The sequence below is a fragment of the Microbulbifer sp. TB1203 genome (genome assembly GCF_030997045.1).
Taxonomy (GTDB): Bacteria; Pseudomonadota; Gammaproteobacteria; order Pseudomonadales; family Cellvibrionaceae; genus Microbulbifer.
In genome coordinates, this window is record NZ_CP116899.1 from 1613484 (window position 1) to 1636529 (window position 23046).

The 23046-nt window shown below is 58.5% G+C and carries 18 protein-coding genes and 5 tRNA genes; 3 read left to right on the forward strand and 20 right to left on the reverse strand.

All coding sequences use genetic code 11. The features are described 5' to 3' along the window. The 14 genes from pseC to PP263_RS06895 form a co-directional block, all read right to left on the reverse strand. Positions 1–1158, reverse strand: a complete 1158-nt coding sequence (gene pseC / locus PP263_RS06830; RefSeq protein WP_308367624.1) for a UDP-4-amino-4,6-dideoxy-N-acetyl-beta-L-altrosamine transaminase — start codon at positions 1156–1158, stop codon at positions 1–3. A 3-nt stretch (positions 1159–1161) separates the two neighbouring features. Continuing rightward, positions 1162–2160, reverse strand: coding sequence for a UDP-N-acetylglucosamine 4,6-dehydratase (inverting) (gene pseB / locus PP263_RS06835; protein ID WP_308367625.1), 999 nt, complete (start codon positions 2158–2160; stop codon positions 1162–1164). 34 nt (positions 2161–2194) lie between these two features. After that, a complete protein-coding gene (locus PP263_RS06840; RefSeq protein ID WP_308367627.1) occupies positions 2195–3451 on the reverse strand; it encodes a hypothetical protein in 1257 nt (418 codons plus the stop codon). Between the two features lie 378 nt (positions 3452–3829). Beyond that, positions 3830–4351, reverse strand: coding sequence for a transcription/translation regulatory transformer protein RfaH (gene rfaH / locus PP263_RS06845; RefSeq protein WP_308367628.1), 522 nt, complete (start codon positions 4349–4351; stop codon positions 3830–3832). 195 nt (positions 4352–4546) lie between these two features. After that, complete coding sequence (locus PP263_RS06850) at positions 4547–5611, reverse strand: Wzz/FepE/Etk N-terminal domain-containing protein (protein WP_308367629.1); 1065 nt, start codon at positions 5609–5611, stop codon at positions 4547–4549. 222 nt (positions 5612–5833) lie between these two features. Beyond that, positions 5834–6706 (reverse strand): NAD(+) kinase, encoded by an 873-nt coding sequence (locus tag PP263_RS06855; RefSeq protein WP_308367630.1) that lies wholly within the window; start codon positions 6704–6706, stop codon positions 5834–5836. Positions 6707–6915: 209 nt separating this feature from the next. Then, a complete protein-coding gene (locus tag PP263_RS06860) occupies positions 6916–7887 on the reverse strand; it encodes a pyridoxal-phosphate dependent enzyme (protein ID WP_308367631.1) in 972 nt (323 codons plus the stop codon). A gap of 359 nt (positions 7888–8246) precedes the next feature. After that, positions 8247–8323, reverse strand: a tRNA-Asp gene (locus PP263_RS06865). Positions 8324–8341: 18 nt separating this feature from the next. Then, positions 8342–8417: transfer RNA gene (locus PP263_RS06870), tRNA-Val, on the reverse strand. 91 nt (positions 8418–8508) lie between these two features. Beyond that, entirely contained in the window at positions 8509–10884 is a 2376-nt protein-coding gene (locus PP263_RS06875; RefSeq protein WP_308367632.1) for a DUF6351 family protein, read from the reverse strand. Positions 10885–11057: 173 nt separating this feature from the next. After that, a complete protein-coding gene (cysC, locus tag PP263_RS06880; RefSeq protein WP_308367633.1) occupies positions 11058–11681 on the reverse strand; it encodes an adenylyl-sulfate kinase in 624 nt (207 codons plus the stop codon). 211 nt (positions 11682–11892) lie between these two features. Next, positions 11893–11968 (reverse strand) — tRNA-His (locus PP263_RS06885). 211 nt (positions 11969–12179) lie between these two features. Next, positions 12180–12256, reverse strand: a tRNA-Arg gene (locus PP263_RS06890). Positions 12257–12276: 20 nt separating this feature from the next. Beyond that, positions 12277–12353, reverse strand: a tRNA-Pro gene (locus PP263_RS06895). Between the two features lie 198 nt (positions 12354–12551). Between PP263_RS06895 and folD the strand changes: the two genes are divergently transcribed. From folD to PP263_RS06910, 3 genes are all read left to right on the forward strand, one after another. Further along, positions 12552–13400 (forward strand): bifunctional methylenetetrahydrofolate dehydrogenase/methenyltetrahydrofolate cyclohydrolase FolD, encoded by an 849-nt coding sequence (gene folD, locus PP263_RS06900; RefSeq protein ID WP_308367634.1) that lies wholly within the window; start codon positions 12552–12554, stop codon positions 13398–13400. 120 nt (positions 13401–13520) lie between these two features. Further along, a complete protein-coding gene (locus tag PP263_RS06905) occupies positions 13521–14282 on the forward strand; it encodes a pseudouridine synthase (protein WP_308367635.1) in 762 nt (253 codons plus the stop codon). After that, complete coding sequence (locus tag PP263_RS06910; RefSeq protein ID WP_308367636.1) at positions 14279–15325, forward strand: methyltransferase; 1047 nt, start codon at positions 14279–14281, stop codon at positions 15323–15325. The genes PP263_RS06905 and PP263_RS06910 overlap by 4 nt, the downstream gene beginning before the upstream one ends. Before the next feature lie 211 nt (positions 15326–15536). Here PP263_RS06910 and PP263_RS06915 read toward each other — a convergent pair whose 3' ends face one another. The 6 genes from PP263_RS06915 to PP263_RS06940 all read right to left on the reverse strand — a co-directional run bounded on the left by PP263_RS06915 (position 15537) and on the right by PP263_RS06940 (position 22977). Then, a complete protein-coding gene (locus PP263_RS06915; protein ID WP_308367637.1) occupies positions 15537–15992 on the reverse strand; it encodes a hypothetical protein in 456 nt (151 codons plus the stop codon). Between the two features lie 73 nt (positions 15993–16065). After that, positions 16066–16806 carry a methyltransferase domain-containing protein gene (locus tag PP263_RS06920; protein ID WP_308367638.1) on the reverse strand — a complete coding sequence of 247 codons (741 nt, stop codon included), beginning with the start codon at positions 16804–16806 and terminating at the stop codon, positions 16066–16068. Beyond that, the gene (locus PP263_RS06925) at positions 16806–17276 is read right to left on the reverse strand and encodes a GAF domain-containing protein (RefSeq protein ID WP_308367640.1); all 471 of its coding nucleotides are present in this window, start codon (positions 17274–17276) and stop codon (positions 16806–16808) included. The genes PP263_RS06920 and PP263_RS06925 overlap by 1 nt, the downstream gene beginning before the upstream one ends. A 10-nt stretch (positions 17277–17286) precedes the next feature. Further along, positions 17287–17736, reverse strand: a complete 450-nt coding sequence (locus PP263_RS06930; RefSeq protein WP_308367641.1) for a hypothetical protein — start codon at positions 17734–17736, stop codon at positions 17287–17289. Positions 17737–18034: 298 nt separating this feature from the next. Further along, a complete protein-coding gene (locus tag PP263_RS06935; protein ID WP_308367642.1) occupies positions 18035–19279 on the reverse strand; it encodes a Wadjet anti-phage system protein JetD domain-containing protein in 1245 nt (414 codons plus the stop codon). Between the two features lie 71 nt (positions 19280–19350). Continuing rightward, positions 19351–22977 (reverse strand): SbcC/MukB-like Walker B domain-containing protein, encoded by a 3627-nt coding sequence (locus PP263_RS06940; protein ID WP_308367643.1) that lies wholly within the window; start codon positions 22975–22977, stop codon positions 19351–19353. Positions 22978–23046: the final 69 nt, after the last annotated feature.

Below are 23046 nucleotides of genomic sequence, written 5' to 3' on the forward strand. Positions count from 1 at the left end.
TCAATAGAGAACCTCACTCAAAGCTGCTGTCACTCGATCCTGCTGTTCATCGCTCATGGTCTGGAACATCGGCAGGCTAATCGCTTCGTTATAATAACTTTCCGCCTGTGGGAAGTCGCCGAGCTTGAATCCCATACGCTGGTAGTACGGTTGGGTATGCACCGGTATGTAATGCAGGTTGACCCCAACACCCTGTTCGCGCAATGACTCGAAGACTTGGCGATGGCTCTTCTGCAACTTGCCCAACTGTAGGCGGATCACATATAGATGCAGCCCGGAGTAACCGTCCGAATGCTGCCAAGGAATGGTCACGGGCAGATCGACCAGCAAATCGTTATAGCGCCCGGCTAACTGATGACGTCGCGCGACGTAGTGATCCAAGCGCTCCATCTGACTGATACCCAATGCTGCTTGCAGCTCGGTCATCCGGTAATTGAAGCCGAGGTCAATCTGCTGGTAGTACCAGGGGCCATCGGCCTCGTGGGTCATCAGCGCCCCATCGCGGGTGATGCCGTGGCTGCGCAGCAGCGCCATGCGTTCGGCCAGCGCGGCATCGTTGGTCAGCGCCATGCCGCCTTCGGCGGTGGTGATGATCTTCACCGGATGGAAGCTGAACACGGTGATGTCGCTGAAGCGACAGCTGCCAATAAATTCGCCCTGGTATTTGCCGCCGATAGCGTGGGAGGCGTCTTCGATGATCTTGAAGCCATAGCGCTGGGCCAGTGCATGGATGGCCTGCATGTCACAGGGCTGGCCACAGAGATGGACTGGAACCACGACCTTAGGCAATTTGCCTTCTCGCTCTGCCTGCGCCAGCTTGCGCTCCAGCGCCCGAGGGCATAGGTTGTAGGAGCGTGGGTCAATATCAACGAAATCGACCTGGGCGCCACAATATAGGCCGCAATTAGCCGAGGCTACGAAGGTGATCGGCGTGGTCCACAAGTGGTCGCCGGGACCGAGCTTGAGTGCCAGGCAGGCGATATGTAGCGCCGAGGTGGCACTGTTCACGGCCAGGGCATGACCGGCGCCGACATGCTGCGCCACTCTCTGTTCGAAGCGAGGCACCATCGGTCCCTGGGTGAGAAAATCGGACTTCAGTACTTCAAGAACCGCATCGATATCGGCTTGGATGATATCCTGACGACCATAGGGGATCATTACTCAGATGCTCCCGATCTTTTCATAGTTGCGATCGATCCAGGCTAGCAGTTCCTCGTCGCTCATCCACTCGCAATTATTATCGCTGGAATAGACGAAGCCTTCGGGCACTTTAGTACCACCTTTAATGCGTTTAGAGCAAGTCGACCAGTTGTTGATGACCGGCAGGATCTTGTAATGCTCGGGGTATTCGTAGGTGTAGTACGAATCCTCCGCGCTGATCATTTGCTCGTGAAGCTTCTCCCCGGGACGAATACCGATGATTTCCTGCCTGGCTTCGGGCGCAACTACACGAGCCAGATCCGTCACTTTCATGGACGGAATTTTCTTCACATAGATCTCGCCGCCTTCCATGTCTTCGAAGGCGTGCCAAACCAATTCGACGCCTTCCTCCAGAGAAATCATGAAGCGCGTCATGCGATCGTCGGTAACAGGCAACACACCCTTGTCCTTGATCGACATGAAGAACGGAATCACTGAACCACGCGAGCCCATTACGTTGCCGTAGCGCACGACAGCAAAACGAGTGTTATGCCCACCGGCATAGGAGTTTCCGGCTACGAATAACTTATCGGAAGCCAGCTTAGTCGCGCCGTACAGATTGACGGGGCTGCTGGCTTTGTCAGTGGATAGGGCAACCACGCGCTTGATGCCCTTGTCGATGCAGGCATCGATCAGGTTCATGGCGCCATTGATGTTGGTCTTGACGCATTCGAATGGGTTGTACTCGGCAGTCGGAACAATCTTGGTGGCGGCCGCATGCACGACGTAGTCGACGCCATCCAGGGCACGGTAAAGGCGATCCCTGTCACGCACATCACCGATGAAGAAACGTACGCGGGGATCACCCTCAAATTTCTTCGCCATGTCCCACTGCTTCATCTCATCGCGGGAGTAGATGATTACTTTTCTGGGATTGTATTTGGCTAGAACCATCGGCACAAAGGTGTTGCCGAAAGACCCGGTGCCACCGGTGATGAGAATGGATGCGTTATCGAACATGCAGCAGTACCTTTGATTGAGGCCTGGAAAAGTTTCAGGGTTGTAGTAAGCGATATTGCACAGGAGTGAGCCTGAAATAGGCTAATGACTTCCAGAGCAATATCAGGAAAAACGCCACACAGAGACCCAGTGGAATGGCAATGTGTGGCCATTGTTTAGAAAATAACCAAGTTGCCGGTATAAATACGGTCAAGCTGACAATATGGCTGCGAATAATCGGGCGATCCTGGTCTTGGGCATAGAGTGCGTAATGCGGAATCATACTAAGCGCATACAACACCGCTACCATCAATATCCAAGGGAACATTCCTTGTTGTTCTCGATACAGCGGCTTGTCCAGCCAGTCCAGCAGTGGACCGATCAACAACAGCGCCATCACGGCAAAGATAAGGGAAAAACCGGTCGTTTGGATGAATAGCCTTTTGACGCCTTGACGGAATGCATCCGTACTCTGTTTCTGGAAAGCGCTGATCAATCCCGGATAACTAAAGGCGAATACGCCAGCGTCCAGAAAAGACATCATGGCGTTGGCGATACCCATGAAAAGTACGTATACGCCCAGCACTTCAAGGCCAGCTAAGGCTTCCAGCCAGTAGCGATCCAGCGTAAATAGTCCGCGCAGCGCAAGAGTTGCGATCAGTAAAGGCAAGGCAATATTGATACCCTTACGGATCCACGCCCAGTCGATCCGTTTCCACCAGCCGCCAATTTTCAATCGATACAAACGCCAGACGGCCAGCAGGAAAGCGCTTAAACCACCCAGGGCCCAGGCCAGCAGAACTGCATCCAGGTTACGCGTCTCCGGCGTGACGAACATCCATACCGTGACAGCGATCGCCCAGATTCCCGAGCGCAGGAACAATACCAGACTCGCCAGCAACGGCTCGGAGATAGCTATCAGCAGGCGCATCAGCTCCTGATTTAAATGCTCCAGAATCAGAAGCGCGAAGAACCAACCCGCTACGGTCCAGGGCAAGCTATCGGTGCTGAAGATCAATAGCAGTAACGGCATGAAGGCCGCATATAGAAGCAACGCCAGTGCGCCCTGAGCCTTCAGCAAGCCGCCCCACTCACTACGTTCGCGCTTGAGAATCTCGCGGGTAGTAAAGGTGTAGAAATCTAGCCCGAGCAGGTACAAGGCATAACCGATGGTCGCGACCAGCAACCCATACAGCCCTAGCTCAGCTGGTTCAAGAAAACGCGCAAGGAAGAAGATCAGCAAAAATTTACTGGCCAGCGTCATGCCTCTTAAAGAGATATTGGCAAGACGGGTAATGTTATGAGCTGGCATAAAATTTGGGGTCTTTATTTTCGGGGGCTTTGACACCAAGCAGCCCAACGGGGGCACAAAACCTGGTCTCACGAAACGGGGATGATGCTCTCAACGGAGCTGACCTGCTTCGCAGCCAACTCAGGGTTCTTCTTGCCCCAATATTCAACCGCAACAGCGGCTCGGCATTCGACGAGCGTAGGCTCAATGCGCCACTATTCAAACTCCAGGGTTATGCCTTCGGTGGTGTCTAGCTCCTGTGCGAGTGACCTGCCTGAAGCGGTTTGATCTGCATCAGACACGCTACCGCCCCAAGATTTACCGTTGGTTTCCTGAGAACGTCGTAATCTTCAAATTTTTACTGGCGCAGCCTTGATCTCGGCCAGTGCCGAGGCTTATTCAATTCTTGACAATGCTCGCCAGCGGCATGCTGATCTGGTGCTGGCGGTTAAGCATATTGAGCAGCAGTATCACGCGCTGCTCGCCATCCATTGCTACGAAGATGGCGTCCAACTCGGCAAAGCCGCCTTCGGTAATACGCACGCTATCCCCTGCATCGAGGACCGGTTTAACGGCTGCGGCCGTGCGTTGTTGCAGATGCACGATCAAGCTGTTGTCGAGCCGTAGCGGCATGCCGCCGAAACCCACTATGCGGCTGACCCCACGGGTTGAGCGCAGGGATACCCAGTTGGCATCGGCGTCCAGCTGAATGAATAGATAACCGGGGAACAGCGATTCGACGATGATTTGTCGACGGCCACGCACTATCCGCTCGCAGCTATGCTGCGGCCGATAGCAGGCATAGCCCTGGCGCTGTAGGTTTTCTTCCGCACGCTCGTCCTGACGGGGCTTGCACTGCACGAGGTACCAAGCCACGGCCGGACCTTCAATGCAGCGGGCACTCGCAGTACTTATATTCATATCTGTAACAACACTATCGGTGCAGCTTTTGCCAAACCGATCGTTCGCTCCTGTTTGCCGTCGGCTGATCGTACCGACTCCATGATTACCACATTCACCTGCTGCTTGCGGAGCACCCTCTCGGCCCCGAAGCAATCACAGGTTTCGACCTGCTCGGAGGCATGACGCTCGCTGTTGCTAATATCAATAAGGCTTTCAGGTTGCCCCCACAGACTGGCTTATCGAGGTGGGGAGCACTTGAGCTGTGGCAGAATTTTTGCTGAGCATCAAACGAACCAATGCTATGAAGACGCCGAGCATGCCACCAAGAAGTATTCCAAGCACCAGGATCAATGCCTTTTTAGGCTTGATGGGTGCATCCGGTGTTACCACAGCACCATCCTGGCGGGAAATAGCCACTTTTTCTGGGACAACCTGTATGCCAGCATAAAAATCGTATTGCTCTTCCAGATTACGTAACGAAGGAATGAATGGATCATCCGAAGTACGGTTTTCCAAGGCCTCGATCTCGGCCCGCAGCGCTTTTGAACCACGCATATACATCAAGTCGCCATTCATAATAGCGGACAACTGCTCTGCGATTTGCCCGCTGATAACAGGGGGATTCGCCAACCCTACCGCTTCGGCCACCGTCAGTGCTTCCTTAAGCTGAAAGATACGATCGTTTTTGCGAATTTTGACAAACTCCCGCAAGGTTTCGATTTCCTGCTGAACCTGCCTGCCCTTCACTTCCACCTCACGTCGGATGTTTTGCAACATTTCATCGAGGGATTGCCGGGTTACTTGATCCATATAGTGCTTGGCCCAGTTGGCCGCCTGTGCTGGGTCACGGTGCTCAACAGCAATGACGTAGCGATCCGGTTGGCTTTTGTTCGGAGCCTTGACGCTAAGCACTTTGGCAAACGCTTGGTAGAGCCGGTCCTGAGAGCCTGAACGCTGCTCTTCATCCAGAGACGGCAAGTACACATCCCTGAAGAATTGACGGCGGCTGTCCTCAGCTTGCAGGTTGCGGGTGAACACAGTGTATATATCGCCCACCGAGAAAGGCTTTAGCCCACTCCTTCCATCTCGCCCTAGGTTGAAGCCAGCAATATCGCTGAGCGTGGGTGGTAGCACGGCAATACGCGATTCGTAAATTGGTTTACTAAGAAACGCATAAGAGGCAGCGCCCAGGGTAACCACCAGGGTTACTAGCGCGATCAGCCATTTTTGAGCCCACAAGCTCTGTAGCAACGCGACCAGGTCGATTTCGTCACCCACTGGCACCCCTCTGGGGTAAGTAGCATCTGTCACAGCCGATCCATCCTATTGTCGAATAGTGTTGATTTACCTTGCGGGTAGCAGCTTGAAACTCTGACTGCCAGCGCAAAAATTTGCCACATTCTGCCAATGCCCTCCGATATTGCAACCCCGGCTAGAAAGATGAAACTGGTGCAGATTCGGCCGACTCTGAACATCCATTTCGGGTTCAACGTAAGCACTTCAATTTACCTGCCAGTTAAGTTTTGATCGGCAGGTCTCATAGAAATTGTGCTCAAGAGGGTGTACTAGCGTTAAGCGGTGTGGCTTCTTATGAATACGAATCACATCTCCCGGTTCCGTAATAATCTGGTCGTGGCCATCACAGGTGACATGTGGTCTGGCCAAATTGTGTTCACCCACAATGATTTTGAATTCACTACTCCCCTCTACCACTATCGGTCGACTACTCAACGTATGGGGATTAAGAGGAACAACAACAATGGCATCCAGCTTGGGATGCATTATTGGGCCACCCCCGGAAAGCGCATAAGCCGTGGAACCGGTGGGAGTGGAAATGATTAGCCCATCTGAACGCTGGGTGTAGACAAATTGCCCATCAATAAATAAATCGAATTCAATCATGCGGATAAACTCACCGGGGTGAACCACCACATCATTCAGCGCGGAGCCGTTACCTATCGGCTTGCCGTTCCGCGTGACGGACATATCCAGCAAAAACCGGCTTTCGGCCATATATTTGCCGGCCAGAACCTCGCCTACTTTTTGTTCAATCTCGTCTGGAGTGATATCGGTGAGGAATCCCAGGCGGCCGCGGTTGATGCCGAGCAGGGGCACACTGAATTTGGCCAGGGCGCGGGCGGCGGTGAGGAGGCTGCCGTCGCCGCCAACCACGATGACCAGGTCGCAGAGTTCGCCGAGCTTGCCTTTTGGTGCCACGCGGGTACCGTGGTTGGGCGCGGCGCTTGCGGTTTCCTGTTCCAGAACCACGGCATAGCCCTCCCGCTCCAGGAACGCCATCAGGCGCTTGAGCGAGAGGACGGCACTGTCGCTTTCTGTACGGCCGATCAGGCCGATATTATGGAATTCCGACACCGTTCCCCCATGGTGCCCAAATTCGGGCCCTTGCGATTTGTTCCTTGGCCCAGCACGCTATATCTGTATATTTTTTGCGCACTGGCGGGAAGATTTTTCCCGACTTTTCAGTGACAGGCGATTATGCCTGAGCTTGTTTTGTGAGTCGAACTCCGTCCGGGTGGTCAGGGAAAATTGTTCAAATAATATTCCGCTGTCCATTTTTTAATCTATTCCAGTAAAAATCCCCGTCGCCCCTGCAGGCCCCCCGAGTGCAAAACCAGTATTTTGGCGCCAGCCGGGATTCGGGCGAGTGTAGCCTCCCGATGTAGGCCGTAGAGCAGCTTTGCGGTGTAGACGGGGTCCAGTGGTATGCCGGTTTCTTGCTCAAATGTCTGCTGGAAGTCGCGTAGATAGTGAGGGTATTTGGCATAGCCGCCGCAGTGATAACAGCTGCTCGGGTTCGGCTCATTTTCCCCCTCCCCAACCCCTCCCCCGCAAGCGGGAGAGGGGTTTTGAAGAGCCGCTAGCCAATGCTGTGCCTGATAGCGGATCGAATCGCCCGCCTTGAGTACTTCCACGCCACGTACCGGGGCGCACTTTATCGAGGACCGCAAGCCGGCGAGCGTCAGGCCTGTGCCGCAGGCAATCCATAGCTGATCAAACCTGATTGGTTTCGTCTCTTCAATTATTTTTCCCAATAACTGCGCGCCTTTGGCTCCGGCCAGGTTTGCTCCGCCCTCCGGTATAAAAGAAGAACAGTTTGCAGCGATCTTTAGTTCCAACAGAAAGCCTGAATAGCTCCTTTTTTTATAAACCTGCCGGCTGACGAACAGCAATTGCATGCCGAAACGTTCGACATCCTGCAAAGTGGCACTCAACGTTGGGGGGCGATCGCCGCGGATTATGCCGATGGATTGGAAGCCGAAGCGAGCGCCGGCAGCGGCAGCGGCATGGATATGATTTGACCAAGCGCCACCACAAGTGATCAGGGTATCGACGCCCTGCTCCCTCGCTTCCAGCAAATTGAACAGCAGTTTATACGCCTTGTTGCCGGAGATGATCGGGTCGAGGAGGTCGTCGCGGCGGATCCAGACTTCTACGCCGGGAAACAGGTCGCTTTCGATGCGTTGATAGGGAACTTCGCGGGCGGCTTGAGTGAAGTCATGCAGGTCCAGGCTGGAGAGGTATCTGGGGCTCACGGGATTTTCAGTTGGAAGCTCGTTAAATTATGAAAAGTCCGCTTCGCGGGCTTTGCTCTTTACCTGGACCGGACGGGACTAACTCGGGCAATGATTCGCCACGGCCTACGGCCAGCCAAAGCTGCCCAAATCCGCTCCCGGCGGATTTGTCCTGGCCCTCACCCTTCGGGCGCCTTCGGCGTCCAAAATTGCTCCCGGCAATTTTGTCGAACGAGGGTACTGATTCGGGCCGTCCCGGCCCTCCCCCTCCGGGCGCCGTCGCTTCGCGCGGCGTCCAAAATTGTTCCTGACAATTTTGTCATCCAGCGGTCGCCATATACAAAAAAGCCCTTCTCGCAAGAGAAGGGCTTTTTTGTATATGGCGGACCGGACGGGACTCGAACCCGCGACCTCCGGCGTGACAGGCCGGCATTCTAACCAACTGAACTACCGGTCCGCGTATCCCCAGTGGGGATGGTGGGTGGTACAGGGGTCGAACCTGTGACCTACGGCTTGTAAGGCCGCCGCTCTCCCAACTGAGCTAACCACCCTTTGCGCTTCTTCGGAGCACTGCCCCTGGAGCGACGCGCATCATACCGGATTGCATTGGTCTGTCAACAAATGGCGCGCCGGAATTTCGGATTACTCATTGGCGGCCTTTTCCCCCGGTAGGGAGACTGGCACGGGCTGTTCGACCTCCTCGGGTATCGGCTCCTGCACATAGCCTTTCGACGAGAGGCGGTAGTCCGGTGCGATTTTGTGGCCGGCGATGGTAACCGGCGCGGTGCCGGGAATCAGGTTCTCCTTCGGGCGTCCCTCGTCTGGATAGTTGTAATTGCATACACCGGAGGGGAAGATTCGTCCCATCTCCACTATGTGCTCGGCGACATCCTCGGAGGCGGAGCCATACACTCCTTTCGCCAGGGCACGCTCAATGGGCTGCAGCGCACATTTGAAGATGTCCCCGGTGATCGGTGCCCCAGCGACTTGGCGCGGCGTACTGTAGATGGGGTACTCCCGCATGCACTTTCCCCGGGCCTTGCGATTCCACTCGCCGTTCCATACATCGGGGCCTGCGGCGATCACATTGCCCTCGCTGTCGAAACACTGGTCGCTGGCGTCCACCGGACGGTTGGCTGCAACGCCTCGCTGGGGGTTCTCCATAATGTTCCGCATCCAGCGGTCCATGGTGTCCAGGGTTTCGTCCAGGGGCGTGTACTTTTTGTGGCTGACCCAGATCAGCTGGTTGTCGGCGTGACCGCGGGCGCGGCGGATGCGTTCTCGACTGGAGAAGGATGCCAGGCTGTGATGCATATCCAGCTCGCCATCCAGATAGTGGCGCAGATCGATAATAGGAATTTCCACATCCCCCAGGAAGACGTGGCCCGAGCGGTAGATACCCCGGATCGCGTCGATATTCGCGCGGCTGCGCCGGGCCGGCCGGTCCAGGGTACCCAGGTTCATATTATGGTCGCTCCACACGGAGAACTGCACCGGGAACAGGTCGCCGTTGAGGAACCACAGCTTCTCATCCCCCTGATCCAACGGCGCCTTCCAGCCGCCGATGGTGGCGTTCAGTTCCAGGAAAGTCTCCATGGAAATATCGCCGTCGCGCAGTGCCTGCAGGCCGTACTGTACCCCTTCATTGTCCCAGGCACTGTTGGCATAACCGGTCTCATCCGCCCCGTAGAAACTACGCAGGTCCTCCCAGTGGGACCAGTGGGTGTTGCGGGCAATATCGTCCGCGTAATTATTGATAAAGTGCACGAAGTGGGGATTGTTTACCAGCGGGACCAGGCCGCGCCACCCCTGGATACACTCGGTGGCCCCCTCGGTGCCGTCCCGATAGCGACCGTCGAACAGAGTGGCGGCCACCTCCAGAAGATGGAAGCGATTCTTGACATTGTTACTGGCGGGGAGCCCCTGGATAACCGAGCGCTCCTCGGCGTTGCGCCAGCGGGGGTTGTCACCGTCCACCACATCGAAGTAGTACTCCAGCGGCTCGCAGTCAAACACGTAGATGGTCTGGCTGACCATATCCGGATAGGAGTAGAGGGGAATCGCCGCATCCAGCAGGCCCGGGGCGTTCTGCGCGATCAGGTACTGCTGGATGGCGCCACCGGAGCCGCCGATGCCCACGGTGTAGAGAGGCTCGTCGTAGAGCGCACTGAACTGCTGTTTGAGCCGGCGCGCGGTATCCTCGGCGAGCCAGATATTGTAGTGATTGCTGGTCTGGTTGGCAGTGGAATAGACAATGGCATAGCCCCGCGCCAACTGGTCGGCGCGGCGGTCGACGACGTCGCCCTTGCCGATATCGCCCTGCCGGCGACCTATTCCCACACCACCGCGGAATTGATAGATCAACCGCCGGTTCCAGTTACTGGTGCTGGGGTTTTCGGGAGTCTCCCCCTCTCCTCTCAACGCCGCTATGGCGTAGAAGAAGCGGTTGATAGTGCCGGTTTCCAGGCGCACCACAAAGTCGACGGCCCTGCCATTCACCGTGACCTGGTCGATGTCCCCATCCGCCTCTTCCAGGGGATGGAAGTCGCCATCGATCACGCTGCGATAGTAGTAGGTCACATGGGTCGGGTGGCTGCAGTCGCGGCTGTAGCCGATGATGTCACTCGTTTTGTTGCCCTCCGCATCCAGGGCGTAGACCGGCACCCCCTCACCCTTCTGGTTGTCCACCATCGGCTGGCGATCGGTGACCGAATTTTCACCACAATAAAAGGGATAGGTGGAGGGCCCGGCAAACAGTGTCTCCGCCGGGCCGATTTCGCCGATGGCGATCGGGAAGGGATAGTATTCCGGGGGGCGCTCCTGCACGCGCGGGTGGGCGCCGGAATAGGCGGGCAGCGGCTGGTGGTCCAGGGCGCCATCGGGAACGCCAACCACCGGCGCCTCGGGCACGCCCGGCATTCTGGGCAGCTCCTGATAGCCGTACCAGGCGCCGAAAATCAACAGGCCCACAACCGCAAACACTACTCCAGAGAGAATCCCTGCCCTCCGTACCGCCATAACCGCCTCCACACAGCCGACTGCCTAATTGGTACAAATTGAGTATATGTAGAGACGGGCGAGCTGGCGGGGAGTTGGCGTACAAGAGTACGTATAAAAGGAATAAGGGATTGAGGTCAGAGAGGGACTTCGGGAGGCTTCAAACGGCTGAAAGCCTCCCGTGACGCGGCGGGTCAGGCAATAATGCCGCGGGCCTGAAGACTGGAAATCATTATTTCCACCTCCTCTTCCAGGCTCATTGAGTCTGTTCGCAGGTGGAGTTCGGGGGACGCAGGTTCCTCGTAGGGGTCGTCGATACCGGTAAAGCCACGGATTTCTCCGGCGCGGGCCTTCTTGTACAGACCTTTGGGGTCCCGCGACTCCGCCTCTTCCAGGGAGCAGTCGACAAACACTTCCAGGTAATCCAGATCGCTCTCCGCGTGCATGCGGCGCACCAATTCACGATCCTCGCGGTAGGGGCTGATAAAGCTGCTCAGCACTATCACGCCGCTGTCGGCAAACAGGCGCGAGATCTCACCCACGCGACGGATATTCTCCTGGCGGTCCTCGGCGGAGAAGCCCAGGTTGGCGTTGATACCATGTCGGATATTGTCGCCGTCCAGGCGGTAGCTCAACACCCCGCGGGCGGCCAGCGCCTTCTCCAGGGCCACGGCTACCGTGCTCTTGCCGGAGCCGGAAAGGCCGGTGAACCACAGAGTCGCGCCCTTATGGCCGAGCATGCTCGCACGATCTTCACGAGTTACATCACCGTCGTGCCAATGGATGTTGGTTGCCTTGCGTTCTATCGTCGCTGTCACCGATACCCCCGGGTAGTCTCTTCAATGGCCTCTGTTCACCGCACTTCAATGGAATTTCTTTATAACTAAAAGTTATTGAAGTGCACTCGATGGCTAATTATCGAACATTAGCCAGGCAGCGTAAAGCACTTGCGCCGGCCACCCCGGCGGCACAAAAAAGCCCGGCATAAGGGCCGGGCTTTTCAGGGCCCGAAAAGCGGGCCAGAAGATATGGGGTGGCCGACGGGGATCGAACCCGCGACCTCAGGAGCCACAATCCTGTGCTCTACCAACTGAGCTACGGCCACCATAAATCGTGATATGTCAGCACCTTGTGGCGGTGCTGTGAATTTGAGCCGAGCATTTAGCCCGGCAGGGCCGGGGCGGCTATTTGCAAAGCACCGCTTTGCGGCCGACTCGGCGCCCATCAGCTGTGCTGATGGGCCGGAATAGTCCTGCGACTACAATCCGGCGATGAGCCAATTGGAGCAGCCAAACTTCGAACCCATCCCGAAAGATTGGCGCGCCCGGCAGGACTCGAACCTGCGACCATCCGCTTAGAAGGCGGATGCTCTATCCAGCTGAGCTACGGGCGCATGGTATACCCGGTGCAAATTGGTCGGGGCAGAGGGATTCGAACCCCCGACATCCTGCTCCCAAAGCAGGCGCGCTACCAGACTGCGCTATGCCCCGATTCTCCAACGGGGTTTAAAAAGTTCCCCGCAATCTCACTGGTCAGCAGCTGCCTCCCTTGCGAGAGCGCGCATAATACTTGCGCCCCCCGGGGGAGTCAACGTCGCTAAGCCATTCTTTTTGCAACGGTTTATCGGCCGGGAAATTACCCGCGGGCTGTGCCAAAATAGCGCCCTTCGAAAATCAGAGAGACCATCTATGTCCGCACTCGTTCTGGACGGCAAGGCCTTGGCGCAGAAGACCGAACAGGAGCTCTCGGCCCGCGTGGCCGCACTCAAGGAAAAGAGCGGCGGCCAGACGCCGATCCTGGCCACCATCCTGGTGGGCGACGACCCAGCCTCCGCAACCTACGTCAAGATGAAGGGCAATGCCTGCCGCCGCGTCGGCATGGATTCCCTGCAGGTGGAACTGCCCTCCTCAACCACAACCGAGCAATTGCTGGCCGAGATCGAAGAATTCAACACCAACCCCAATGTGCACGGCATACTGTTACAGCACCCGGTGCCGGAACAGATCGACGAGCGCGCCTGCTTCGATGCCATCGCGCTGGATAAAGACGTCGACGGCGTTACCTGTCTGGGCTTCGGTCGCATGGCCATGGGCGAAGAAGCCTACGGCTGCGCCACACCCAAGGGCATTATGCGCCTGTTGGAAGCCTACGAAATCGAGATCGCCGGCAAGCACGCGGTGGTCGTGGGCCGAAGCCCCATCCTGGGCAAGCCCATGGCGGCCATGCTGCTGAACGCAAACGCCACCGTGACCATCTGCCACTCCCGCACCCGGGACCTGGCCGAGCATATCCGTCGCGCCGATATCGTCGTCGGCGCCGTGGGCCGACCGGAATTTATCAAGGCAGACTGGATCAAGGATGGCGCCGTGGTTGTGGACGCCGGCTATCACCCGGGCGGCGTCGGCGATATCGAACTCGGCCCGCTGGTGGACCGCGTCGCCGCTTACACCCCGGTGCCCGGCGGGGTCGGCCCCATGACGATCAATACCCTGATCTATCAGTCCGTAGATTCCGGCGAGCGCAAAATTGGCTGTTAGTATCCCCCTCTCCCCAGCCCTCTCCCCCATAGGGGGAGAGGGAGTCGCACTCCGGACAGTTCGATCGTCGCCATGCCCCCCTCTCTCCGCTGGAAAGAGGGTTGAGGAGAAGGGAAACCCATGCGCTTAGACAAAGCCGTCAGCCAGGTCACCGACCTCTCCCGCGTCCAGGTAAAGCGAGCCGCCAAAGCGGAGCGCATCAGCGTCAACGGCGCGGTAGTGACTGATCCCGCCACCAAAGTCTCGGAATCGGATACTCTGTGCCTGGACGGTGAGCCGCTGCTGGAGCCGGGGCCGCGCTACTTTATGCTGCACAAGCCGCTCGGCTACATCAGCGCCACCAAGGATAGCGAACACCCCACGGTGCTCGACCTGATCGACGAGCCCAACAAGCACAAACTGCATATCGCCGGCCGCCTGGATATCGACACCAGCGGCCTGGTACTGCTCACCGACGACGGCCAGTGGTCCCATAGGATCACCTCCCCCCGCCATCACTGTGACAAGACCTATTACGCCCACTTGGCGGAGCAAATTGATCAAAGTGCGGTGGAAAAATTTGCCAAGGGCATCTGGCTGGACAACGACAAAATCGTCAGGAACGATTTTGAGCCGCGCAGCGGCCCGAAGGGCCGGACACAGGGACGTGTCCGGCAAAAGAAAAGAACCAGGCCCGCAAAGCTGGAAATCCTCTTTGCCAACGAAGTACGCATCACCATCAGCGAAGGCCGCTACCACCAGGTCAAGCGCATGTTCGCCGCCCTGGGCAACCGGGTACTGGAGCTGCACCGGGAGCGCATCGGCGAAATCCAGCTCGACGAGGATTTGCCTGAAGGCGAATATCGCCCGCTCACCCCGGAAGAAATTGCCTCCGTTAAATGAACACACTGCTGAGCCAATTGCTGCAACAAAATCCACGGGAAACTCTGTGGATTGCCGACGAGAACAGCAAGGCGTTGCTGCTTGAAGGCATCACTTTTGCCGGAGACCTGCTGAGCAACCGCTGGGATATCGCCAGGCTGGCGGAGGGCAAGGTAGGGCGCAGCTTTTTTAACGACTTCCAGCTCGAGGAACTGGAGCGGCGCTATCGCCGTATCGTCTACCCGGTCTCCAAGGAAAAGGCGGTGGTGCACCATATTATCAACTGCGCACCGGACGCGCTGACCGAAGGTGGAGAACTGATACTGCTGGGCGGCAAGCAGAGCGGCATCAAAACCTATGCGGCCAGGGCCGCACAGCGTTATGCCGGCGGGAAAAATCTTCAGAAGCACGGCGCGAGCTACTCGAGCACCAATATCCACTCCGGCGAAACTGCCAGTGGCACAATGCTGGACGACCAGGACTATTCCCACCTGCGCCAGCCGGAGACGCTGAACGGGCTCTACAGTAAGCCCGGCCTGTTCGGCTGGGACAAGATCGATACCGGCAGCGCCCTGCTCGCGCAACAGTTCACCCACTACCCACCGGCGGACAATGCCCGTGTAGTGGACTTGGGCTGCGGCTACGGTTACCTCTGCGTCCAACTGTCAACGCAGGGTGATTACCAGTTCACCGCAACGGACAACAATGCGGCCGCCCTGCTCGCCTGCACGAAAAATTTCCAGGACCTGGGATTGCAGGGCGTTGTACTTCCCTCCAATGCAGGCGATGAGCTGGAAAGTGACATCGCCGACTACCTGATCTGCAACCCGCCCTTTCACCAGGGATTCCAGGTGGAAGGGGATCTTACCGACCGTTTCCTGAAGCAGGCCGCACGGCTGTTGAAACCCGGCGGCCAGGCGCTGTTTGTGGTGAATGAATTTATTCCGCTGGGGAAAAAAGCCGCGGGCTGTTTTATTGAAACCGAGTTGATTGCCAGGGATAAGGGCTTCTGTGTCTACCACCTACGCGGCCCGGGACGATCGTCGAGTGGTTTCCATACGTAGGGGAGAACCTTCCCGCGCAAGCCGGGCTCAGACACATACCGCTACCTTAAGCCGAAAATCGGCATATTTGTAGGATGGGCAAAGCGTAGCGTGCCCATCAAGGTCCCGGAAGATGGGCACGTCGCTACGCTCCTTTGCCCATCCTACGGCCGAAACAACGCTTAAGGTAGCGGTATTCAGCTCAGACACCATCAGAAGACTGGATACCGGCTCAATAGTCGCGGAGATTAAACAGATTCCTGGAAAGCGTGTGCTCCTCCAGTTCCTCCAGTTCCAGCAACCGCTCCATCGCTTCGCGGGCGGAGGGTGTGTCCGCCCCCTGTAACAGGTCCCGGTATTGATCCGCCAGGTACATCTCGATATCCATCGCCAGTTCGGCGATGTTGTCCAGCTTGTTGATATCCAGATTGCGCACCCGCTTCAGGAATTCCTGCTCGCGTCCTTCTGGGGCGAACTGGAACCAGGTGTGCAAAGCACCGGGGGAAATATCCTCGCGGAAGTTTTCCAGCGAGTGGGTCATGGAATCCTCCCGCCGTCGCAGCTGGTCCAACAGCAACTCTATACGCTCATCGCTGGCAAGTTGCTCGTACTCACCATACTGCTGAGCCAGCTTCGCGTGGAAATCCCTTCCCTCCTGGATCACATCCTCCAAGGTTTTGTACCGCATCGCCCCGCCTCAGGGAAATTCTGTCTCTTCCTGAGTATAGACAGCCAGTGCGAAAAGGCGCCAATCAAATAACTCAGAGGCGCCGCAGCCGGCACTTGAGCCGCCGGCGGGGATTCTGGGGGTTGATGGCCCCCGGGGCCCGGGAGATCAAGTCAGCCATCGCCAGCGGCCGGCGGCTCACGGTCAACACACAGTTCTCATACTGGAGCATTTCCGCGCTCCAGCTGGTCAACTGCTCGCGCAGCCCGGTACGGCGCCAGCCGCTGGTAATCATTTCCCGCCGGCTTCCAAAATTGCTGACTACCAGTCCATCCGGCGCCAGCAGTTGCAAAAGGCTCTTACACCAGTCCAGGTCGGCGGCAACCGTTCGCTCCGCTTTCCTCTCATGGTGGCCGAAAAGGTCATCGACTATCAGGTCATAGGAATTTTGTTTTTTTGCAGCCAGGATGCCGGCAACATACTCCCTCGCATCGGCACATACCAGCTCGGCGCCTCGCACACCAAAATAGCGGCGCGCAACCGAGAGGTGAACTGCATCCAGATCCACACCGACAATGCATTCGGGTTCGACAAATTGCTGCAGCAAGCGTATCACCGCACCACCGCCCACACCCAGGACCAGCACCGAACGAATTTTTCGCGGCGGCAGGAAGAAAGCCGGCAACAATAACAGTTCCCAGAGCGAACCTTTTAGCGGATCGCGGGGATTCCACTGGGAGTGAAATATGCCGTTGCTGTAGAGGCGCACGCTGGCACCGTGTCGGCGCACCTGGTAGCAGTTGCCCCCCACCTGCCGCTGCCATACGACAGCCATCAGGCGCCAGGGGTATCCGAGTGGTCCAGCAATACCTCCGCGAACGCTTCCAGGCCCGCCAGGTCCTCCGCATCGAAGCGCGCCAGCGAGGGGCTGTCGATATCCAGCACGCCCAGGCAGCGCCCGCCAGCATAGAGGGGGATCACCACTTCCGACGCGGAAACCGCATCGCAGGCGATATGCCCGGGAAACTGGTGCACATCCTCCACCAATTGCGGCTCGCCACTGGCCACCGCGGTACCACAGACACCGGAACCCACGGCGATGCGGGTGCAGGCCGGTTTGCCCTGGAAAGGCCCGAGGCGAAGCTCATCACCATGCAGGAAATAGAAACCGGCCCAGTTGATATCCCGCAGTTCCAGGAACAGCAGCGCACTGGCGTTGGCTGTGTTCGCCAGCCAGTCGCGCTCATCGGTCAGCAGGCCGGATAGCTGGGCACAAAGGGAAGAATAAAAAGGTGTTAATGACATACGTCTTCAACTACTGATAGGGATCGGCAACGGCCTGTTCCGACTGAGAACCGGCAGACTCCGATTGATACCGCTCCGCGTCCACCGTCGGCCTGCTCCATTCGTCCTCATCCGGGTCTTCTCCACGGCCGTGAATGGCGGGCGGGGCGCTGGTGACATCGGAAGCAATCAGCTTGCCGGAGGAATCCCGCACCTGGACCGCCGGCTTGTCAGCCGGCTTTTCATCGCGCAACACGCGGCTGGCCATGGACTTCAAACCGGGGCGGCGCCGCTCGGCCAGCTTTGTTGCCTCCAGCTCAGCGCTGAGCCGGTTAACTTCTGCCTGCAGATCGCCCAGTTGCGCCTGCAGCTCGGTAATCTGGGTCAACACCCCTTTTACCTTGCGGCTCTCCTGCTCGTAGAGTACCGCCGCGCCGCCGAAGGCCAGGGCAAAAACAACCAGAATGGAAAACTGACGCATAACAATCTCCGATAAATTCCCTTTCGCCCCATTGGCTTAAAAGTAAACTGCATTATCCGAATAAACTGCGGCTATCTTCTGCGAACTTGTGCATAAATCTCAATAGCGGATGGTGACCGGGCAGCCTGCTTTATTATCCGGCAACGGCACACCTGTGCTGTATTAACCCGCCACCTAAGAGGACCTCTGAATAGTCCATTTCGTCACCCCGGCGTCTAGAGAAACGGGGGGTTTCTGGATTCCGGCTTTCGCCGGAATGACGTTAATCAGAAGTTCCCTAAAAAGCTGTGGGTTAATTTCACTCCTTGTCGGACGATACCGCAGCGAGCAGCTGTTCCGGCGTCACCGCCTCCTGATCCACGCAGCATCCGCTCTGCCGAAGCGCCGGGATCAGTTTCCCGTCGGCGTATTCACAGCCGGTGCTCTCGATTGGCCGCTGGCCCGTCTTTCTGGTCTGCTGCGGCAGGTGGCCGTCACCGGCGAGCAACCTCTCCAGCAATGGCTCATAGCCCGGCCGCCAGCAAACCAGGTTGGCGAAGCTGCGCTTGAGAGCCGCGGCGATCTGCATGCCCTCGTAATCCAGGTCACCCCAGAAGTACACCGGCAGCTCCACCGCGCCCTGCCCCTGCCACCACTGGAGGAAATCCCTGCGCGCTGTCTGCTGCGCATTGTTCAGGGTGCTGAAGCGGGCCACACCGGGCGTACGCACCCGCGCCGCGCCGCCGCGGTAGCCCTCGATATATACCAGTGCCGTGCGCTCTGGCCCGCAGTCCGCCAGCATCAAGAAAGAGTCCTGATTTTCTATCAGCAGCACCCGCTCCGTTTGCGCCGGCAGGTACAAGTGCATCAGCAGCGGCCGCTCGTGAACTCTGTCGCATTGGCTCGGGAAGAGCGCGCGAACCAGTGCCTGGCGCCCATCGCCATCCAGGTATTTGGAATCGCCGAGAAAACAGCGCGCCGACAGCTGGCGCCAGGAAAGGCGCTTCGCGGGGCGGCCCTCCGTGGGATCGCCTTCCGCGCGGTTCAGTTCCCCGCCCAGGCCGGCCCAGCAGGCCAGCATCTGTTCGAAATCCTCGAAGCCCGGGTCCAGCTCCAGGCCGCCGGGCGGAAATGCATCCGGGACCTCGAAACGTCCGGCAAATTTTGTCAGCGCAGCCTGCCATTCCGGGTCCAGCCGCACCGGGCGCGACCTGTCCAACCACTCGCGGATCATCGGCTCGCGGCTGTCTTCAAAGTAGAGCCGCGCCCCCTCCCAGGCGGCGCTGCCCGCTGGCCGGCGCCCCGGAGGCTTGATAGAAAAACAGCGGTAATCGCGGGACAGCCACACCAGTTCGTCCCAGAGTTCACCGTCGTCGTACACGGGATCAGTAAATGGAGCCAGCGCGGCGCGCAGCGCTCGGGGTGCCTTCCTCGGGTCCAGAGTCATGCCGATCGGCTTTTCCTCGCCGGTGAGAATCTGCTCGTCGCGCCTGTCGAGCACGTATTCCAGCAGCCCCATAATCACCGGGTTGGCCGCGGCCAGTTCGGGGATTTGCCTTGTCATATTCTCCTCCTTGAACCCTCCTATAGGAGCGGCCCATGGCCGCTCCTACAATAAAAACAAAGATGGAGTTTCTATGCCTCCACCAACTCCATAAAATCCAGCGACGCCTGCCGGCGGATGGTGCGGCGGTGGTTGGCCCAGAGTTCGGCGATCTTCTCCCGGTTGCAGATTTTGCGATCCACGTAGACTCGGGTATTGAGCTGGCCGATGGGCTTGGCGCTCGGGCACTTGCTGAACACAAATTGATTGGAGATCAGGTCCATAAACGGGCCGGACTTGCTGCTCGGCATAATGAACAGCAACTGCAGGCCCAGGGTTTCCGTCAGGTAGCGGATCACCTCCCGCGAGCGGGATTCATCCATCTTGGAGAAGGCCTCGTCCACCAGCACCATCTGCAGGTGACTGCTGCCCTCGTTGAAACGGAAGGCCGAAGTCACCGCGGCGGAGCGGATAATATAAGCGGGGGTCTCCAGCTGGCCGCCGGAGCCAGTGCCGTACTGGCTCAGTGCAATCGGCTCCTTGCCCTCCGGCTCCTTGAAGATCTCGTAGCTGCGGTAATTGCGATAGTCGCTGATGCGATCCAGTTCCCGCCGCGCCACCTGCTCGTCTTCGCTGAGCAGCATATTCAGCAGCTTGTCGCGCACTTTCTGCTGGGCGGGGTTTAACTGCGCGTCGAACAGGCTCTCCTCCTCGCCCAGGTTCGGCAGTTCGATCACCGCCTTGAAGAAATTCCAGTATTCCCTGAACTCCGGCACCCAGCTGTAGGCGAAGCGGAAGCGCTCGCGGTCGGCGCCGAAGCGGTGGTGTTCCAGCTCCCTGTTCAGGTCGTCCAGCACCCGCTTGCCATCGTTGATCGACTGGTAGATAGCGTGGCACAAATGCGTGACGAAGGTGGTGTTGAAGGATTTTTTCAGGCCCATCAACTGCTCGTGCCGGTCCACCAGCAGATTGTTTTTCAATCGGTTGCGCAGCGCCTCCACCTGGTCGCGCAGGCTGCACACCAGTTTGAACAGCGCCTCGTTGTGACCGGCGCCCAGGTCCGGCTCGAAGGCCAGGGTATCGCCGGCGGCGGTGCTGGCATTGTATTCCATTACTGATCGGTCCAGTTGGCGGCAGTATTTTTCCAGGCGCCCCTGCATCTCTTCGATATCCGCACCGAAATCAAAGCTGTCGCCGGCACGCTCCGCCTGCCCATCCGCCTGTTCCAGGCTTTCTTCTGCATTGTAGTCCGGAGTGATCCGGGCGATGCGGCGCACCGCGGACTCGCAATTGCTCAGGGCATCGTCCAGTGTATCCAGCTCGGTGGAAAGTGCCTTCAGCTGCCTGCCGGTATTTTCCAGGTCCCGCCCCAGCTTGCCGGCGTCGAGCAGCAGGCCGGACTGCAATTTCTGCTGCGCCTGCAGCTGGGCCTTCAGTTCCTCCACCTGCTGCTCCAGCTGTTCGCAGTCCTTCAGGTCCAGGTTTTCCAGCGCCTGTTCAGCACTGCGCCAGTCGCGCTGGGCGGCCAGCGCCGCGTCCACCACCGTTAGCAGCTGCAGGCCGTTCAGGTCGCGCACCGCGGAGGCGACGCGGCGGTAAAGCCGGTGCTGTTCGTGCACCTGCGCGGCTTCCGTCAGCAACTGTTCCAGCGCCTGCTGCTGGGCGGCCAGTGCACGGGCGCGAGCGCCCTGGCCGAAAACCAGCTCGGCGTCGTCGATATCGCAGCGCCACATGCTGTAATTGCCGCTAGCCATGCCGTCCGCGGTAAGGCCGCGGCGGGTGCCGCGCAGTTCGTTCTCATCGCACACCTGCAGCACCGAGCCGTAGGAAGCGCGCAGGTAGTATTCGGCGGTCTTGTGATTGAACTCCATCAGTTCGACGATGGAGTTTTTGGGCAGCGGCACACGCTCTGCATCCCGGCGCGCCTTGTCCCCCTGGATCACCCGTGCGCGGTTGTTCCTGCCGGGGAGGTTGCGGACTATGCGGATGGCGGTGGCCTCGTGCTCCGGTTCCACGATGATCGAGAAGCGCGCACCGCCGAGATAGCCTTCGACGGCCATCTGCCAGCGCTCGTCCAATACTTCCACATAGTCGCACAGCACCCGCGGCTCGGCCCGGGGGCACTGCTCGCGGATGGCGGCCAGGGCCTGCTCCACCGACTGCGGATAGCGTACGCGGTTGGCCTGCAGGTGCTGGATGCGGCTCTCCTGTGCCTGCAATCGTTTTTGCAGCTGCTGCACCTGCAGCTCCCAGCGGGAGACCTGCTGGCTGATCTGTTCGCGCAGCGAGGTTTCGCCCGCGTCTGTGCCGGCCAGCAGATCGCAAAGTTTGTTGTGCAACGCTTCGCTGCCGGCGGCACGCTCGCGCAACGGTTCCAGCGCGGCCAGGTCTATCCAATCCTTGCCCAGCAGCTTGTGCAGATCCGGCAGATCCTCCTCCCGGCTCACCTGTTTGACACACTGGACCAATGCCTTGTTGCGCAGTGCCGGAATTTCCAGTTCCGCTGCGGAGCTGTTCAGCAATTCCAGCAACTCGCCAGCGGCATCACGATTGTGCTGCCAGCGCTGCTCCTGGGTTGCCAGCGGCCCACCCTGGTCGGAGAGCTGCTGGCGTGCGCGGGCGATGCGCTGCTCCAGCTCATCTTTGCTACGCAGGGCATCGATACCCAGGCGCTGGGCCTGCAATTCCACCAACTGCTGGTTCAACTGTTCGAGTCGTTCGCCGACGATGCGCGTTTCGCGCCCGTTGTTCTCCAGATCGGCGCGCAACTGCTGCTGGCTGTTCTTGCCGGCGAGATAGGTTTTCTGCACCCGCAACTGGCGATGGCGCGCCTGCAGATACTCTTGCAGACGCAGTTGCAGCCACTGCTCGCGGTACAGGCTTGCGGACTGTGCTATCTGTTCCAGCGCGCCGACCCGCTCGACAATCTGCCGCGCCTCCTGCTCCATGGCGTGGATGGTTTTCATCAGCTCGGAGACGGAGCGGATGGCCTCGCCCAGGTCGCGCTTTTCCAACACTTCCTGGGCGACGAAATCGTTGATGCTCTTGACCGGCTTGTAGGCCATGAAATTGGAGAAGGTGCGCGCGGCGTGCATGGCCTCCCGATCCGGCACCGCATCGCGGCGGCCGCGCAGGGCGCCGTAGAGGCGACGCAGATAGGCTTTCTTTTTATCGTACTGCTCCACCTTGGCAAACTGCTTGCCCAGCACCGAGAGGAACTTGTCCAGCGGCAGCAGATGCCTGCCGTCCTTGTATTCGCGGATAAAATCGCCGATGGCCAGCTCTTCGCCGGGAAAGATAAAGAAGCGCAAGTCGTCCTGGCGGGCCTGGGCCGGCTTGGTGCTGTTGTCCAGGTGGGCGCGGATCGCCATCACCGAGGTAAAGGGTTCGCTGTCCTCTCCTTCCGTGGGAGAAAAAATTCCGGCGATATAGCAGTCGGTGGGCTGCAGCCGCGCGTAGCTGCCGTCGTCACAGCCCAGCACGTAGGACGCCAGGGTGCGCACCTGCTTGCCGCCGCGGCCGCGCTGGGTGGTTTCGTCCTGCCCTGGATTGAAGGTAAACAGGGTGTCGTGGGCCGCGGTCATCAGTGTCTGGATAGCATCGGCCGCAGTGGTCTTGCCGGAGCCGTTGCCGCCGGAAAACAGGTTGATGGGGCCGAATTCGTATTCCAGCTGGGGGATATTGCCCCAGTTGATCAGGATCAGTTTTTTTAGAAACATGCGGTTTTCGCTTGTTTAAACAGTTTTGTAGGATGGGCAAAGGAGCAAAGCGACGTGCCCATCAGCCGG

Excerpts from the sequence above, each read along its gene's own strand:
- pseC (WP_308367624.1), bottom strand. The coding sequence starts at position 1,158 with ATGATCCCCTATGGTCGTCAGGATATCATCCAAGCCGATATCGATGCG.
- pseB (WP_308367625.1), bottom strand. The coding sequence starts at position 2,160 with ATGTTCGATAACGCATCCATTCTCATCACCGGTGGCACCGGGTCTTTC.
- PP263_RS06840 (WP_308367627.1), bottom strand. The coding sequence starts at position 3,451 with ATGCCAGCTCATAACATTACCCGTCTTGCCAATATCTCTTTAAGAGGC.
- rfaH (WP_308367628.1), bottom strand. The coding sequence starts at position 4,351 with ATGAATATAAGTACTGCGAGTGCCCGCTGCATTGAAGGTCCGGCCGTG.
- PP263_RS06875 (WP_308367632.1), bottom strand. The coding sequence starts at position 10,884 with ATGGCGGTACGGAGGGCAGGGATTCTCTCTGGAGTAGTGTTTGCGGTT.
- folD (WP_308367634.1), top strand. The coding sequence starts at position 12,552 with ATGTCCGCACTCGTTCTGGACGGCAAGGCCTTGGCGCAGAAGACCGAA.
- PP263_RS06905 (WP_308367635.1), top strand. The coding sequence starts at position 13,521 with ATGCGCTTAGACAAAGCCGTCAGCCAGGTCACCGACCTCTCCCGCGTC.
- PP263_RS06910 (WP_308367636.1), top strand. The coding sequence starts at position 14,279 with ATGAACACACTGCTGAGCCAATTGCTGCAACAAAATCCACGGGAAACT.
- PP263_RS06915 (WP_308367637.1), bottom strand. The coding sequence starts at position 15,992 with ATGCGGTACAAAACCTTGGAGGATGTGATCCAGGAGGGAAGGGATTTC.
- PP263_RS06920 (WP_308367638.1), bottom strand. The coding sequence starts at position 16,806 with ATGGCTGTCGTATGGCAGCGGCAGGTGGGGGGCAACTGCTACCAGGTG.
- PP263_RS06925 (WP_308367640.1), bottom strand. The coding sequence starts at position 17,276 with ATGTCATTAACACCTTTTTATTCTTCCCTTTGTGCCCAGCTATCCGGC.
- PP263_RS06930 (WP_308367641.1), bottom strand. The coding sequence starts at position 17,736 with ATGCGTCAGTTTTCCATTCTGGTTGTTTTTGCCCTGGCCTTCGGCGGC.
- PP263_RS06935 (WP_308367642.1), bottom strand. The coding sequence starts at position 19,279 with ATGACAAGGCAAATCCCCGAACTGGCCGCGGCCAACCCGGTGATTATG.
- PP263_RS06940 (WP_308367643.1), bottom strand. The coding sequence starts at position 22,977 with ATGTTTCTAAAAAAACTGATCCTGATCAACTGGGGCAATATCCCCCAG.